Here is a 13429-nt window from a genome sequence, read left to right as displayed (position 1 = left end):
AGCGCCGTTTTGCGGTAATCAGTCGCTGTCTCTCACGGTAGGAGGTATCATCCCCTTCTATGATCAAGAAGGGAGTGGTGGTGGGTGCTGTCCTGATCCTGATAGCGATCTTGCCGTACGTTTACGTCCAAAGTCGGCTTCACTCACACAACTGGGAACCGCTGACAGCTCCAATAATGCCACCGGCAGACCAAGACATCACATCGGCGGAGTTCGAAGCCGACCTGAACGGCACCTATGTCGTCAGCCTGACATTCGCGCCGACGAATGTGGCTCTTGAAGAATGCCTGGTCGGCGATCGCTTGTTCAAAGACGACTGCGCTTCTCTCGGGAATGGACTTGATCTCGACTGGAGTGTGATTAGTAGAAATTCCTCTGGAGAAAGACCGATCATTGATCGAAAGCTCTACGTCCCGGGCGCATTTGGCGGCGCTGGCGTGGTTGCAACTACGCTTGGAACCTTCGATGCTCACGAAGGTGATCACTACAAAATCCTGCTGCACGTCAGAAATATCGCTCCCGAGCTGCGGGTTGCGTCTCCAAAAATCAGTGTAGAGGCTGGGAGGATCTACTGGGAGGAGTGGGTGATTTTCGCGCAGTTGAGTCTGATGTTCGCGGTCGTTTTCGGAGCCGGTGGAGTGCTCGTTATCTGGTGGTCAATGTCCGGACAGCGGAATACTTGAATTGATCAGAAGGGCAGACTGATTCCGATCCGCTAAAGCTCAAGCGAAGTCAGCTTATCGAAAACTACAGGTCGCTTCTTTGGAGGTGGAAGGATGGTGCGCCCGAGAAGATTCGAACTTCTGACCTACAGCTTCGGAGGCTGCCGCTCTATCCAGCTGAGCTACGGGCGCATACCTCTAGCCTAGCACGCGACGCCCCCGGTTGACAGCCCGCGGCCTACCGGTTGAGCATCTCTCCAGCGCGCAAACATGCGCCCATCAACGCCAACGAACCCAGGAAAGAGAGATTCCCCATGCAGCTCCGCACCTTCGCCCTCGCCGCCTGTTGCACGCTTCTAACCGCCGCAAACCCCCTCCAAACGATCGCTCAAGGCGGAGGCGTTAAAATGGACGGCGCGCAAACCTCTGCCAAACCCATCGCCAGCCCACCGGCAACCGCGGAAGTGAGCCTCAATGGCAAGCAGGTCGTCATCCACTACAACTCGCCTCGTCTCAAGGGCCGCGCCATCGGCACCACCATCGTCCCCTACGGCCAGGTCTGGCGCACCGGAGCCAATCCCGCCACCACCCTCATCACCCCAGCCAATCTGAAGATCGGCACACTCAGTGTTCCCGCCGGCACCTACACCATCTACACCCTGCCCAGCGCCAGCCAGTGGCTTCTCATCGTCAACAAGCAGACCGGCCAGTGGGGAACTGAATACTCTGAGGCACAGGACCTCGGCCGAACGCCCATGACCGGAAAAACTCTCCCAGCCTCACAGGAGAACATGTCCATCTCCTTCGAGAACACTCAAGGAGCGAATACCCAACTCCACATCAAATGGGCCACCACCGACGAGTACGTCAACATCCAGGCACAGTAGTCGTCACCGAATCACGGCGTCTTCGCAGCCACCAGCGCGAGGACGCCTCTTACTCGGTCTCTGCCACGGAACTTTCCGCGGCCTCCCTATCCAGCCTCAATCGCTCCATCACCGAAGCGACCAACTCCTTCGCCCCGTTGAGATTCATTAGCACAGCCTGCAGATCGAGCGCTGGCACCGTGGGATTCCGTGTGCTCGCGCAATAAACCCCATGCTGCCCCACCAGGATCAGCGCATCCGTCAGCACATCCAGCGTCACCGCCAGCCGCCCACGCGCCTCCCCCATCATGAACTCATACTTCTCTAGCTCCGCCTGCCGATCGTAAAAGACGGACACGCTACCACTCCTTCGCGGCCGTATCGACCAGCACCGGCTCCGGCGCCACAGGAGCCCTCCAACGAAGAATCGGCTTCCTGGCCGCAGTAGTTTCATCCAGCCTCTGCACCCGCGTCGTATGCGGCGACGTCTGCACCAGCTCAGGATTCTCCTCCGCCTCCCGCGCTATCTGCTTCAGCGCATCGATCAGCAGGTCAAGCTCCTCACGGCTCTCGCTCTCGGTCGGCTCAATCATCATCGCGCCCTGCACCACCAGCGGGAACGAGACGGTATACGCATGGAAGCCATAGTCGATCAATCGCTTGCCCATATCGCCCGTCTTCACGCCGTTCTTAGCCTGCAGCTTGTCCGAAAACACAACCTCATGCAGCGACTGGGTTTTGTACGGTAGATCAAACGTGCCCTCAAGCTTCGCGCGAATGTAATTCGCATTCAGCACAGCATCCTCAGTCGTCTGCCGCAATCCATCCGGCCCATTCGCGAGAATATAAGCCAGCGCCCGCACAAACATTCCAAAGTTGCCATAGAAGATCCGCACGCGGCCCACGGTTTGTGGTCGGTTGTACTCCAACCCCAGCTTTCCATCAGACTTCGTTACCACAATCGGCGTAGGGAGAAACGGCTCCAGAATCTTCTTGCAAGCCACCGGCCCCGACCCCGGACCACCCCCACCATGCGGAGTAGAAAACGTCTTATGCAGGTTCAAATGCATCACGTCCACGCCGAAATCGCCCGGCCGCGTCTTGCCTACCAGTGCATTCATATTCGCGCCATCCATGTAAAGCAGCGCGCCCTTCGCATGCAAAATATCTGCGATCTTGTGAATCTCGCTCTCGAACACACCGATGGTCGAAGGATTCGTAAGCATCAGCGCGGCGGTATCTTCATCGACCATCCGCTCCAGCTCAGCCACATCCACCATGCCCTGAGCATTCGACTTCAGATTGGCAACCTCATATCCGCACACAGCAGCAGTCGCAGGATTGGTCCCATGCGCCGAATCCGGAATCAAAATCTTTTTCCGTGGATTGCCTTTGCTCTCGTGATAAGCCCGAACCAACAGGATCCCTGTAAACTCGCCATGCGCGCCCGCCGCTGGCTGCAGGGTAATCGCATCCATGCCCGTAATCTCAATCAGCGCGTCGGACAGCGTCTGCATAATCCCCAGGCACCCCTGCGACAACGACTCCGGCTGATAAGGATGCGCCTCTGCGATCCCTTCCAGCCGCGCCACCGCCTCATTCACGCGAGGGTTGTACTTCATCGTGCAGCTCCCCAGCGGATACATCCCCAGATCAATCGCATAGTTCCACGTCGAAAGCCGCGTGAAGTGCCGAATGATCTCAATCTCACTCAGCTCCGGCATCACGCCCAGATCCGTCCGCACGGAGTCCCCCAGCAGCGCAACCGAATCAACCGACGGCACATCCAGCTGCGCCAGCCGATAAGCCTTCTTTCCAGGCGAAGATTTTTCAAACATCAAATCTTCGTTCTGATTCGTGTGCGTCGTAGCCTTCTTCGGCGTCCCTACAAACTTCTCAACTGCCATAGTTAAAACTCCTGCGCATCCGCTGCGCTTCCGGTCTCCGAGTAGCTCCCCGACTCCGGTCCATCCAAATCTTCTTCCCGCAAAGAAAGCCCAAACACCGTGCCATTCTCAAACTCGATCGTCAGCGCATCGCCCTCTTCGAGCGAAGCCTGCACAACCTTGTCATTGATCTGCGCGCACAATGCATTCCGATACTCCGGCTCGCCATAAGCCACCGAAAACTCCGGAAACAAAACATGCGGCCACGCATAAAACGTCAGCAGAGGAGCCTCGAATCGAAGCTGCAGAAAATCTTCCACAAACTCAACCGCCTTCAACTCTTCGCCAACAATCACCGAAACATCCATCGCTAAGCCTTCTTGCCCGCAAGTGCCGCAGCGGCAGCATCCATTTGCTTCCGCGTCGTCAACTCAGTCGCGCACCACAAACTCGCGTTAGGCCCAAGCTCCGGATACCACTTCGCCAGCGGCAGACCGCCGATAATCTTGTGTCCAAGCAGCGCAGCATTCGTCTCCTCCGCACTCTTCGGTAGGTGCAGCACAAACTCATGAAACCGCGGCGCGCCATCAAACAAAACCTTAGCGCCAGCAGAAGCACCTAGCACACTCTTCAAATAAGCCGCCTTCGCCAGATTCTGCTCCGACAGCTCCTTCATCCCCTGCTTGCCATACACACTCAGGAAGATCGTGGTCATCATCGCTACAAGCGCCTGATTCGTGCAGATATTCGAAGTCGCCTTCTCCCGCCGAATATGCTGCTCGCGAGTAGACAGCGTCAGCACAAATCCACGCTTGCCGTCCTTATCCTTCGTCTCGCCGATCAGCCTTCCCGGCATCTGCCGCAAGAACTTCTCCTTGCACGCAATCACGCCGCAGTAAGGACCACCGTATCCAACTGCCACGCCATACGACTGCGCCTCAAGCGAAACAATATCTGCCTCAGCCGGAGGCCGTACAATCCCCAGCGAAACGGCCTCCGCGATCGAAACGATCAGCAGCGCACCCTTCGCATGAGCGATATCAGCAATCGCGGCAACATCCTCGACCGTCCCAAAGAAGTTTGGCGACTGAATCAACACACAGGCCGTATCCTTCGTGATCGCTGTATCGAGCGCAGCCAGATCCACACGCCCATTCGCCGAATACCCAACCTCAACCGTCGGAATCTCCTGGTGCTGCGCATATGTCGCAATCACCTCGCGATACTCCGGATGCACCGTACGCGCAATCACCGCACCATCGCGACCCGTCACGCGCACCGCCATCATGATCGCCTCAGCCGCCCCGGTCGAACCGTCGTACATCGACGCGTTCGCAATCTCCATCCCCGTCAGCTCGCAGATCATCGTCTGGAACTCAAACATCGCCTGCAGCGTACCCTGCGAGATCTCCGGCTGATACGGCGTGTAGCTGGTCAAAAACTCACCACGCTGCACCAGCGAATCAATAATCACCGGCCGATAGTGCCGATACACTCCCGCGCCCAAAAAGCTCGAATAACCAACCGCATTATTCTCCGCAAACTCACGAAAGCGATCCAGAATCTCCGATTCCCCATGCTGCCGTGGAATCTTCAGATCACGCTTCAGTTGAAACTCCGCTGGAATCGTAGAAAACAGATCGTCGATCGACGCCACGCCAATCTCGGCAAGCATCTCCTCGCGATCCACGGGGGACTTCGGCAAATAGCGCATTAGTGTCCGGTCTCTTCGCTGGTAAATTTCTCGTAATCGGCTGCGGTCAAAAGACCATCCACCTGCTTCGCATCTACAAGTTCAACCTTCAGCAGCCAGGTCGTATTCGCGTCCGCATTAATCTTCTCCGGAGCGTCCTTCAACTCTTCATTGATCGCCGTCACCTTGCCCGAAACAGGAGCAAAAAGATCCGACACCGCCTTCACCGACTCCACCGAACCGAAGCTCTTTGTCGCCTCAACCGAATCGCCCACCTTAGGCAGTTCGACAAACACAATATCGCCCAGCGAGTTCTGCGCGTAGTCCGTGATCCCAATTGTGCCAATGTTGCCATCGACCTTGATCCACTCGTGTTCCTTCGTATAGCGATAGTCCGCAGGGTAAGCCATTCGTCGTTCTCCGAAATCCAAAGATAGGTTGGTAACTCAATTGTAGATGCTGCGGTCAGGCAGTTTTCTTCGGCCGCTTATAGAAGGGAAGTGGTACAACCTTTGCCTTCACCATCTGGCCGCGAATCTCCACCGCAACCTCTGTATCGAGCGCCGTGTACTCCACAGGCACATAAGCCATCGCAATGTTCTTCTTCAAAAACGGAGAAGGCGACCCACTGGTAATATCGCCGAGCCGCTTTCCTTCAATCGAAAATACTGCGTAACCATCGCGGCCAATCCCGCGTTCGATCATCTCCAGCCCCACCAGTTTGCGCCCCGGCCCACCCGCGGCCTGAACCTCCAACAGGGCGTCGCGCCCAACAAACTCCGGCTTGTCGAGCTTCGCATACCGCCCCAGCCCAGCCTCCAGCACATTGATCGTGTCCGAGATCTCATGCCCATACAGCGCCATTCCAGCCTCAAGCCGCAGCGTATTCCGCGCGCCCAGCCCACACGCCAGAATCCCAAACTCCGCTCCCGCCTCCAGCACCTCGCCCCACACTCGCGCGCTCGTCGGCTCATCCGATGGAATATAAATCTCAAATCCATCCTCACCGGTATACCCCGTGCGAGCAATCATCACGTTGTACAGCCCGCACACCTGTCCCCACGTAAACCAATAGTTTTTGATCGAGCTCAGGTCCGTCGAAGTCAGCTTCTGCAAAGTCTCCGCAGCTCGCGGTCCCTGAATCGCAAGCTGCGTGTAGTAGTCGCTGAAGTCGTTCACATGCACACCCGGCATATGCCCAATCGTCCTCCGCACCCACTGCACATCCTTCTCGCGCGTCCCCGCGTTGATCACTATCAGATAGTCATTATCCGAAAGCTTATGCACCACCACATCATCGACAAATGTCCCATTCGGATAGAGCATCGCTGAGTAGTGCGCCTGCCCCACAGCAAGCTTCGAAGCATCGTTCATACAGAGATGCTGCACCGCCGCCAGCGATCCGGGCCCGCGCAGCTGAATATCGCCCATATGCGACACGTCGAACACACCTACCGCAGTCCGCACCGCCATGTGTTCCGCAATCAGCCCGCAGCAATCCACCGGCATATCCCATCCGCCGAAATCAACCATCTTGGACTTAGCCGCCCGGTGTACCGCGTTCAATGCTGTCTTGCGAAGTGGGGCCATTGTCTCTGTCATAGCGGTACTTCCTTCTATTGCTTGTCTGAGTCCTGCCCTAAAACGATAGCATCCAGCGGCCCCATCCAACCACTCGCGGACTCGCCTCCCGCGGCGAACCACCTTACACTCATCGTCTTGAAAATCTCAACCTGTTGCGTCAACACGGCATAGCTCGCGTCGGGAGCTGTCTCCTCGGTCCCCGCTTCTTGCGGACGAATGAAGTCGATATGATCCCGTGAAACTTTGCCTAGGCGTTTACCGCCCTATCCCTTACTGCATCCCGCTAGGCAGCGACTTAGTTAATCGTCCCGCATCCAGCACAATGGTCGCTAGCGCTTCGTCGAAGTTGTGGTCGTGCGTCTTCTGCTTCTCCGCTGGTGCAATCGACTCTGTCAGCGCCCACAGAACATAGTGCGTCGGCCTGTCATAAATCACCAATCGAAACATCGGAAGCGGATCAGAGGCCCCCTTCGATTTATCCGCATTCGAAGGCCCACTTGGAGCAGAAAGCTGCAACTCAAAGACAAGATCCGCCTCCGCCGGAGTAGCCACTAACTGATACCGTCCCCAACTCAAGACATCAGCATAAAACTGGTTGAAAGCCCGATCCGGATCGCCGCTGAACGGGTGAGGGAATAGCCCGCTGTCCGCACCTGCGTTTGAAAGAAAGATCTTCTTCGCGCTCATCAGCAACACCGGCGGTACCGGCGCCGTTTGAGGAATTAGAGGCTGCTGTCCTGACGCAAACCCCGCAAACAAGACACAAGACAGAAACGCGACAGGACAGAAACCTGTAATCGATCGAATTCGGATCATCGTATCCTCCAAATGCAAGACGGAAGTCATCGCGAACCAGCCTCCGTCCGCGCAACCAATCAGACGTTCAACAAATCACAAATGTTTCGCCGCCGCAGTGCACACTACACCGTGACCGTCTCCCGGTACTCCCCGAACACCTTCCGCATCACATCCGCAGTCTCACCGACCGTCGCGTAGCTCTCGACTGCATGAAGTATCTGCGGCATCAGATTGCCTCCATCCCGCGCAGCATCTTCCACCCTCCGCAACGCCTCCGCATGTGCGCCTTTGTCTCTCCGCAAACGCATCGCCCGCACCCTCTCCACCTGCCGTCCTTCGAGCGCCTCATCGATCCGCTGAATCGGCACCGCAACCTCCTGCTCACTGGCAAACTCGTTCACTCCGACGACGACGGCCTCCTTCTCATCCACCGCCCGTTGATATCCATACGCCGCATTCTGTATCTCGCGCTGCACATATCCCTGCTCAATCGCGTGCAGCATCCCATAGTTCCCGCCCAGATCGAACCGGCCAATCGTAGCCAGATACTCCTCTGCTCGCCGCTCAATCTCATTGGTCAGCGACTCCACATAAAATGACCCCGCCAGCGGATCGACCGTCTGCGCCACACCACTTTCATGCGCCAAAATCTGCTGTGTCCGCAATGCAATTCGCGCTGCATTTTCCGTAGGGAGCGACAGTGCCTCATCGAACCCGTTCGTATGCAGACTCTGCGTCCCTCCCAGCACCGCAGCCAGAGCCTGCAGCGTCGTCCGCACCACATTGTTCTCCGGCTGCTGTGCCGTCAGTGTCGAACCCGCCGTCTGCGTATGAAACCGCAGCATCCAACTGCGCTCCTTCTTCGCGCCAAAGTGTTCCCGCATAATCCGCGCCCACATCCTCCGCGCCGCGCGAAACTTCGCCACCTCTTCCAGCAGGTTGTTATGCGAGTTGAAGAAAAAACTCAGCCGCGGCGCAAACGAATCCACATCCAACCCCGCATCAATCGCCGCCTGCACATACGTCATCCCATCGGCAAGCGTAAACGCCACCTCCTGCACAGCCGTGCATCCAGCCTCGCGCATGTGGTAACCCGAGATCGAGATCGTATTCCACTCTGGCACCTCCTTCGCCGCCCACGCAAAGATATCTGTCACCAACCGCATCGCATGCGTCACTGGAAAGATATAAGTCCCGCGCGCAATGTACTCCTTCAAAATGTCGTTTTGAATCGTCCCACTCAGCTTCGCGACATTCGCGCCCGTCCGCTTCGCCACCGCAACATACAGCGCCAGCAGAATCGAAGCCGTAGCGTTGATCGTCATCGAGGTCGAGATCGTATCCAGCTCAATCCCATCGAACAACCGCTGCATATCTTCGATCGAATCAATTGCAACCCCAACCTTCCCCACCTCACCTAACGCCAGCGGAGAGTCCGAATCGTACCCAATCTGTGTCGGCAGATCGAACGCCACACTCAGCCCCTTGGTCCCGTGCGCGAGCAAAAACTTGTACCGTTTATTCGACTCCTCCGCGTCGCCCATGCCCGCATACTGGCGCATCGTCCACAGCCGTCCGCGATACATCGTGGGCTGAATCCCCCTCGTAAACGGATACTCCCCCGGCTCGCCTACCGTTGCGGCCCCGTCGAAGCCCGCAAGATCCTCAGCCCGATACACGAGCTCCACTGGAATTCCAGAACTGGTCTCAGGTTTCCCCGATTTGTTTTTAGTGTCTTCAGACATGCCGAACAAGTGTACCCGTCAGCCCACCTCACCGGCGCGCCGGCAACTAGCTCCGCTTACCTCTGCGACTCGACTTCACGAAGCTGCTGACGCAAAAATACCCAAACACCACCGCCATCGCCACAGCCACTAGCAGATGCACATGAGCATCATGATTCCCCGCCGTCTCCCGCAGCTGTCCACGCATCTTCCACGCGTTACTCATCGCAGACACTGCGAAGATCCCAAAGAAAACCCCGGTCAGCTCCAGCCACAGCTGCCCCGACAGCTTCACAAACGGTCCCCACACCGCCTCGCCAAACCGCTTCCCGCCGCGCTTCAGCCCCTGTCCCGTCAGCACCACTTGCTGAGTCGTCTGCGCAGCCTTCTGTCCCATCCGAGCCGCCGTCGACTCAGCAGCAATACTCGCTGTGCCGGGTCCATCCGCAGCCTTGCGTGCCCCAGACGGGTTCGGCGCCGTCGCCGCATCCACAGCGGTCACCAGCGTCTTAGCCGCCGCACGAGCTCCAAACCCCAGCGCACGTCCAAACCGAACCGAATCCATACCCAGAGTGTAGCCGTTCCCCCTGCATCCACCAAAGCGACGTCAGCGCCAACTTTCTTCCTCATTTCCATTCCCCGACGCATCGTTTTTCCGCGCCACGGAATCAGAACAAAAAAGGGGGAGCAAATCGATGAAGAGCACGCTTTGGACAGTCATCGACCTCTGCGCCGCCACCACCGGTTTTCTGGTCTTCGGATGCCGCCACATTCTGCCCGTAGAGCTTCTCGCCCATCGACCAGACAATTTTTGGGATGACCATCCCCCTGTAGTGGAAACCACTTAGACTCCATCTCCTTTTTCACCAAAGAAATCCCGTTGCAGCCTCCGCTTCCATGGGCGTATTCTTTAACCAGTGACGCCGACATACCCGCAATGCCGTTCCCGCCGGTCACCTTCGCTGGGAATACCCGATGCGTGGAGTAGTTCGAACCATAGGGAAGCCTGGAGGTGGCATTGAATCAGAAGGTCAAAAACCTGATACAGAAACTTGGCGAAGCAATCCACGAGTCCGTTTCGGAGTCAGAGGATATAGCAGGCGTCGTCAAAAACATCCGCGAACAGGGTTTTGATGTCCTCCTCATGCTTGAGGCCACCATCGGTCTCAACGAGGTTGAGGCAGAAGCCGATGAGGTCACCGATGCTGCAGACGAAGGCATCGAGGGGCCATTCACCTCAAACGACGTAGACTTTCTGAAGTCCTTGCGCATCAGCCTCGCTGAAGACGAACCAACCGACAATACCGACTCAACCGGCAGCACCGAAGTCTAAGCAAAGTAGTCTAAGCACCGAAGTGAAGGCAGCCTCTCACTTGACGAGGTCCAGGCCACATAAATCGGGCCTCGTCCCCTCCGCTCTGCCCTCTACATTCCAAAGTCAATCTCACCGTGGTAGACTCGCGTTTCCTTGTAACACGCGAGTCGCTTTGTGCATCTGACTGACGTGCTATGAAGATCAGCCGCTCAACGCAGAAGTCGGAGCTCGAAAGACTATGAAAGATACTCTTGGTGTTTTGCTCGCTGGTGGCGCTGGCGAACGGCTCTTTCCCCTCACCCGCGATCGCGCAAAGCCGGCCGTCCCCTTCGCCGGGCAGTACCGCATCATCGACATCACTCTCTCCAACTGCATCAACTCCGACCTCCGCCACGTCTACATCCTCACCCAGTACAAGGCCCTCTCGCTCAACCGTCACATCCGCGAAGGCTGGGGTACCGTCGTCGCCAACGAACTGGGCGAGTTCATCGAGATCCTGCCGCCCATGCAGCGCGTCTCCAAGAGCTGGTACCAGGGAACCGCCGACGCCGTCTACCAGAACATCTACTCCATCGGCTCCGAACAGCCAAAATATGTCCTCATCCTCTCCGGCGACCACATCTACAAGATGAACTACGCCCTCATGATGCAGCAGCACGTCGACTCCGGCGCCGACGTCACCCTCGCCACCCTCCCCATCGCCCCTCACGAGGTCCCCTCCTTCGGCGTCGTCGAAGTCGCCAGCAACGGAGAGGTTCTCGGCTTCGAGGAAAAGCCCAAAGAGACCAAAATCCGCTCCCCCTTCAACCCTGACATGGTCGACGTCTCCATGGGCATCTACATCTTCAACACCGACGTCCTCCTCCCCGAGCTCATCAAAGACGCCGAAGACCCCAACTCCAAGCATGACTTCGGCCACGACATCCTGCCCAACATCCTCGGCCGCGTCAAAATGCACGCCTACAACTTCGTCGACGAGAACAGGCAGAAGGCTCTCTATTGGCGCGACGTCGGTACCCTCGAGGCCTACTACGAGGCCAACATGGACGTCGCCGGCGTCACCCCCACCTTCAACCTCTACGACAAGTCCTGGCCCATGCGCTCGCGCCCCTACCAGTACCCGCCTGCCAAGTTCGTCTTCGGCGAACCCGGACGCACCGGCATGGCCATCAACTCCATCGTCTCCAACGGCACCATCGTCTCCGGGTCCGTCGTTCGCAACTCCGTCGTCTCTCAGGACGTTCGCGTCAACTCGTACGCCGATGTCGACTCCAGCATCATCTTCGCCCACGTCAACATCGGTCGCCACTGCCGCATCCGCCACGCCATCATCGATCGCGACGTTCACATTCCCGACGGCACCGTCATCGGCTACGACCCCAACGAAGACAAGAAAAACTACTTCGTCTCACAAAGCGGCCTAACCATCGTCACCCGCGACTACTCCGTCTACGAAAATCCCGTCTCCCCCGAATTCCTGCAGCAAGGCAACACCTGGTAGAGCAGGGAACTCCACAACATCGACTCACAAAAGAAGAGCGGGCCGCCAATCAGGCGACCCGCTTCTCTCTTCAGACGCAACGATAAACGTTAGTTCTTCTGCTTCCCCAACCGATAAACCACACCCCCCGAGATCGCAAAGAACTCGCGCGTCTCAGTCCCGAAGTGTTCCAGGATCAGGTCCGGCGAAAGTCGAATTGCCCAGTTCTTCGACCGGTTGATATCGATGCTGCCGCCCAGCGCCGCAATCGGCTTGGTCCGGTTCGTATAGAGCCCCGTGATCTGAGAGAACGTAGGCTGACCCGGTTGTCCCGGCCTCAGGTCATCGTCAAACGTCCCGTGCGATACGCCGCCATAGGCGTGGTAGTTGACCGCGACATATTGGTTCTTCGGTCCGCGGTACTGCGCACCCAGCATTCCCATGTTCATGTAAACCAGCGGACGGCTCAGGTTGTAGGGAAGTCCCTGCGCCTGCCCAAACACCGGCGTCGTTCCCGCCTCGCCACGATACTGCGCGCCGATGCCCACATGATTCGTAAACCAATGGTCGCCGGGAAGCCAGTACGTCGCAAGAAACTCCGCGCCACCCATATTCATTCGCTTCGGCAGCGACTGACCCGCCTGGAAGTTCATGAAGTTGAGTCCGACATAAAACTCATACTTGTTGTCGTAGGTCACCGGCGCCGCCAGCGCGATCTTCGTGTTCGAGATCGGTACTGTCGTCGTTTGCGTTGCCGGCACCGCCGTCGAAGAGGACGAGGTAGCCTGTGCCCGGCTCATCGTCGCGCCCGTCATTAACAAACCCGTTGTCAACACTCCAAAGATTGCGCGTCTTCCCGTCTCCCGCGCCCCGGTCACTCTCCAAGCACCACTTGTCTTCAATCGCAACATCCGTCTCCGAATCTCTTCCAGCATCTGCTCCCGCACTTGTTCCAGTTACCAAGATATAACGTTCAGCCAACATCTGCCTCGGCCGCCGCCGCGTATCTCTCAGTAGACTGCACCTGTGCGACAATAGTGGGTGGCAGTCGAGGTATGTGCCAGGCTGCGGGGAGAAACAGTATGGGCGAACTATTTACACCGACACATCTCATCGTCATTGCCGTAGTCGTTCTGGTTCTGTTCGGCGGCAAAAAGCTGCCCGAGCTCGGCAAAGGCCTCGGCGAAGGTCTCCGCGGCTTCAAAGATGGTATGAAGGGCGTCACTGACGATGTCAACAAGCCAGGGGATAGCGCGCACGCCGTCACCCCCAAGCCCGAAGAGACCGTCAAGTAGACCTCCCAGGACAAACGGCGTACCCGGAGCCACCCTGGCCCGGCGTGTCAGCTCTGCAAACAGCACCCGCCGTCTAAGAGCGAAGTCCTGATGGTGCAGAACACCAAAATTTGGTAGAAATGCGGA

16 protein-coding genes and 1 tRNA gene are annotated in these 13429 nt (G+C 57.5%); 6 read left to right on the top strand and 11 right to left on the bottom strand.

Annotated elements, in window-relative coordinates; translation table 11 throughout:
• Positions 1 to 59: 59 nt before the first annotated feature.
• Positions 60 to 683 (top strand): hypothetical protein, encoded by a 624-nt coding sequence (locus RBB77_RS22845; protein ID WP_353064002.1) that lies wholly within the window; start codon positions 60 to 62, stop codon positions 681 to 683.
• Positions 684 to 777: 94 nt separating this feature from the next.
• Here the strand turns inward: RBB77_RS22845 and RBB77_RS22840 are convergent.
• Positions 778 to 854, bottom strand: a tRNA-Arg gene (locus tag RBB77_RS22840).
• A 122-nt stretch (positions 855 to 976) separates the two neighbouring features.
• On the opposite strand from RBB77_RS22840, the gene RBB77_RS22835 reads away from it, so the two are divergent.
• On the top strand, positions 977 to 1549 hold the full coding sequence (locus RBB77_RS22835; protein WP_353064001.1) for a DUF2911 domain-containing protein: 573 nt from the start codon (positions 977 to 979) through the stop codon (positions 1547 to 1549).
• Positions 1550 to 1598: 49 nt separating this feature from the next.
• On the opposite strand, the gene RBB77_RS22830 is transcribed toward RBB77_RS22835, so the two are convergent.
• The 9 genes from RBB77_RS22830 to RBB77_RS22790 all read right to left on the bottom strand — a co-directional run bounded on the left by RBB77_RS22830 (position 1599) and on the right by RBB77_RS22790 (position 9778).
• On the bottom strand, positions 1599 to 1886 hold the full coding sequence (locus tag RBB77_RS22830) for a hypothetical protein (protein ID WP_353064000.1): 288 nt from the start codon (positions 1884 to 1886) through the stop codon (positions 1599 to 1601).
• Between the two features lies 1 nt (position 1887).
• Complete coding sequence (gene gcvPB, locus RBB77_RS22825; protein ID WP_353063999.1) at positions 1888 to 3435, bottom strand: aminomethyl-transferring glycine dehydrogenase subunit GcvPB; 1548 nt, start codon at positions 3433 to 3435, stop codon at positions 1888 to 1890.
• Positions 3436 to 3437: 2 nt separating this feature from the next.
• A complete protein-coding gene (locus RBB77_RS22820; protein WP_353063998.1) occupies positions 3438 to 3782 on the bottom strand; it encodes a hypothetical protein in 345 nt (114 codons plus the stop codon).
• Positions 3783 to 3784: 2 nt separating this feature from the next.
• Complete coding sequence (gene gcvPA, locus RBB77_RS22815; RefSeq protein ID WP_353063997.1) at positions 3785 to 5128, bottom strand: aminomethyl-transferring glycine dehydrogenase subunit GcvPA; 1344 nt, start codon at positions 5126 to 5128, stop codon at positions 3785 to 3787.
• Positions 5128 to 5517, bottom strand: coding sequence for a glycine cleavage system protein GcvH (gene gcvH / locus RBB77_RS22810; RefSeq protein WP_353063996.1), 390 nt, complete (start codon positions 5515 to 5517; stop codon positions 5128 to 5130). Before gcvH ends, gcvPA begins: the two co-directional genes overlap by 1 nt.
• A gap of 55 nt (positions 5518 to 5572) precedes the next feature.
• The gene (gene gcvT / locus RBB77_RS22805) at positions 5573 to 6709 is read right to left on the bottom strand and encodes a glycine cleavage system aminomethyltransferase GcvT (protein ID WP_353063995.1); all 1137 of its coding nucleotides are present in this window, start codon (positions 6707 to 6709) and stop codon (positions 5573 to 5575) included.
• A 252-nt stretch (positions 6710 to 6961) separates the two neighbouring features.
• Positions 6962 to 7507, bottom strand: coding sequence for a hypothetical protein (locus RBB77_RS22800; protein ID WP_353063994.1), 546 nt, complete (start codon positions 7505 to 7507; stop codon positions 6962 to 6964).
• A 104-nt stretch (positions 7508 to 7611) separates the two neighbouring features.
• On the bottom strand, positions 7612 to 9234 hold the full coding sequence (locus RBB77_RS22795) for an acyl-CoA mutase large subunit family protein (protein ID WP_353063993.1): 1623 nt from the start codon (positions 9232 to 9234) through the stop codon (positions 7612 to 7614).
• Positions 9235 to 9280: 46 nt separating this feature from the next.
• Positions 9281 to 9778 (bottom strand): hypothetical protein, encoded by a 498-nt coding sequence (locus RBB77_RS22790; RefSeq protein WP_353063992.1) that lies wholly within the window; start codon positions 9776 to 9778, stop codon positions 9281 to 9283.
• A 130-nt stretch (positions 9779 to 9908) separates the two neighbouring features.
• On the opposite strand from RBB77_RS22790, the gene RBB77_RS22785 reads away from it, so the two are divergent.
• The 3 genes from RBB77_RS22785 (at position 9909) to glgC (ending at position 12029) form a co-directional block, all read left to right on the top strand.
• Positions 9909 to 10061 (top strand): hypothetical protein, encoded by a 153-nt coding sequence (locus tag RBB77_RS22785; protein WP_353063991.1) that lies wholly within the window; start codon positions 9909 to 9911, stop codon positions 10059 to 10061.
• Between the two features lie 164 nt (positions 10062 to 10225).
• Positions 10226 to 10546 carry a hypothetical protein gene (locus RBB77_RS22780; protein ID WP_434557089.1) on the top strand — a complete coding sequence of 107 codons (321 nt, stop codon included), beginning with the start codon at positions 10226 to 10228 and terminating at the stop codon, positions 10544 to 10546.
• A 166-nt stretch (positions 10547 to 10712) separates the two neighbouring features.
• Positions 10713 to 12029, top strand: a complete 1317-nt coding sequence (gene glgC, locus RBB77_RS22775; protein WP_353067695.1) for a glucose-1-phosphate adenylyltransferase — start codon at positions 10713 to 10715, stop codon at positions 12027 to 12029.
• An 89-nt stretch (positions 12030 to 12118) separates the two neighbouring features.
• Here glgC and RBB77_RS22770 read toward each other — a convergent pair whose 3' ends face one another.
• The gene (locus RBB77_RS22770) at positions 12119 to 12943 is read right to left on the bottom strand and encodes a hypothetical protein (protein WP_353063989.1); all 825 of its coding nucleotides are present in this window, start codon (positions 12941 to 12943) and stop codon (positions 12119 to 12121) included.
• A 147-nt stretch (positions 12944 to 13090) separates the two neighbouring features.
• Here RBB77_RS22770 and RBB77_RS22765 point away from each other — a divergent pair, with 147 nt between their 5' ends.
• Entirely contained in the window at positions 13091 to 13303 is a 213-nt protein-coding gene (locus RBB77_RS22765) for a Sec-independent protein translocase subunit TatA/TatB (RefSeq protein ID WP_353063988.1), read from the top strand.
• Positions 13304 to 13429 lie beyond the last annotated feature (126 nt).

The organism is Tunturibacter psychrotolerans (assembly GCF_040359615.1).
GTDB lineage: Bacteria > Acidobacteriota > Terriglobia > Terriglobales > Acidobacteriaceae > Edaphobacter > Edaphobacter psychrotolerans.
The sequence above is the reverse complement of the archived record's forward strand: the minus strand, read 5'-3'. Positions and strand labels throughout refer to the sequence as shown.

Excerpts from the sequence above, each read along its gene's own strand:
- RBB77_RS22770 (WP_353063989.1), bottom strand. The coding sequence starts at position 12,943 with ATGCTGGAAGAGATTCGGAGACGGATGTTGCGATTGAAGACAAGTGGT.
- RBB77_RS22820 (WP_353063998.1), bottom strand. The coding sequence starts at position 3,782 with ATGGATGTTTCGGTGATTGTTGGCGAAGAGTTGAAGGCGGTTGAGTTT.
- RBB77_RS22845 (WP_353064002.1), top strand. The coding sequence starts at position 60 with ATGATCAAGAAGGGAGTGGTGGTGGGTGCTGTCCTGATCCTGATAGCG.
- RBB77_RS22795 (WP_353063993.1), bottom strand. The coding sequence starts at position 9,234 with ATGTCTGAAGACACTAAAAACAAATCGGGGAAACCTGAGACCAGTTCT.
- RBB77_RS22800 (WP_353063994.1), bottom strand. The coding sequence starts at position 7,507 with ATGATCCGAATTCGATCGATTACAGGTTTCTGTCCTGTCGCGTTTCTG.
- RBB77_RS22835 (WP_353064001.1), top strand. The coding sequence starts at position 977 with ATGCAGCTCCGCACCTTCGCCCTCGCCGCCTGTTGCACGCTTCTAACC.
- RBB77_RS22790 (WP_353063992.1), bottom strand. The coding sequence starts at position 9,778 with ATGGATTCGGTTCGGTTTGGACGTGCGCTGGGGTTTGGAGCTCGTGCG.
- gcvPA (WP_353063997.1), bottom strand. The coding sequence starts at position 5,128 with ATGCGCTATTTGCCGAAGTCCCCCGTGGATCGCGAGGAGATGCTTGCC.
- gcvH (WP_353063996.1), bottom strand. The coding sequence starts at position 5,517 with ATGGCTTACCCTGCGGACTATCGCTATACGAAGGAACACGAGTGGATC.
- gcvPB (WP_353063999.1), bottom strand. The coding sequence starts at position 3,435 with ATGGCAGTTGAGAAGTTTGTAGGGACGCCGAAGAAGGCTACGACGCAC.
- RBB77_RS22765 (WP_353063988.1), top strand. The coding sequence starts at position 13,091 with ATGGGCGAACTATTTACACCGACACATCTCATCGTCATTGCCGTAGTC.
- gcvT (WP_353063995.1), bottom strand. The coding sequence starts at position 6,709 with ATGACAGAGACAATGGCCCCACTTCGCAAGACAGCATTGAACGCGGTA.
- RBB77_RS22785 (WP_353063991.1), top strand. The coding sequence starts at position 9,909 with ATGAAGAGCACGCTTTGGACAGTCATCGACCTCTGCGCCGCCACCACC.